The sequence below is a fragment of the Lelliottia sp. GFLA7 genome, assembly GCF_056490165.1.
Genome location: NZ_JBWLAQ010000029.1, coordinates 1 through 494 on the forward strand (window position 1 = coordinate 1; position 494 = coordinate 494).

The window sequence follows — 494 nt, forward strand, 5'->3', positions numbered from 1 at the left end:
GGGTACAGGTGGTTGTCCTCCGATTCGTGGTGGTTGTCGAGGAAGTGCATCATCCACTCGAGGTGGTCCGCGATCGCGACGCGCTGCGTATCGAAGGGAGCGGGCCAGCGTGTGAGTGCGTCTCTAGCCCGGATCAGGTCGCGCCGGAGTGCGGAATGGACGATGCCCATCACTCGGGTGTCGGCCGGTCCTTCGAGGTCGATTCCGGCTCTCATGGTGGTTACTCCTACGTGAGGTCGAGCAGCCGTACGACGGTGTCGGCCACCCAGGTTTCGTATTCGCGGTCGGTCCAGCCGGACACCGCCGTGAGCCGCAGGTAGACCTCGTTGCTCAGCACAGCGGCCACACCGTCGATCTCGATCCGCGTCACGGGTCGACGAGCCAACGTGGTGGCCAGGACCTCGATGGAAGTACGGTGGTCCGCGCGGTTCTTCGCGAGGAGTTCGGCGAGTTCGGCGTCGCCTGACGCCGCGTGAGCCAAGACCTGGTGCAGG

General features: G+C 65.2%; 2 protein-coding genes. Both read right to left on the reverse strand.

Going from position 1 to position 494, the window contains the following annotated elements:
- On the reverse strand, window positions 1-215 hold a 215-nt coding region (locus AC07RN_RS20970), incomplete at its 3' end, for a hemerythrin domain-containing protein (RefSeq protein WP_478337215.1).
- An 11-nt stretch (window positions 216-226) separates the two neighbouring features.
- On the reverse strand, window positions 227-494 hold a 268-nt coding region (locus AC07RN_RS20975), incomplete at its 5' end, for a hypothetical protein (RefSeq protein WP_478337216.1).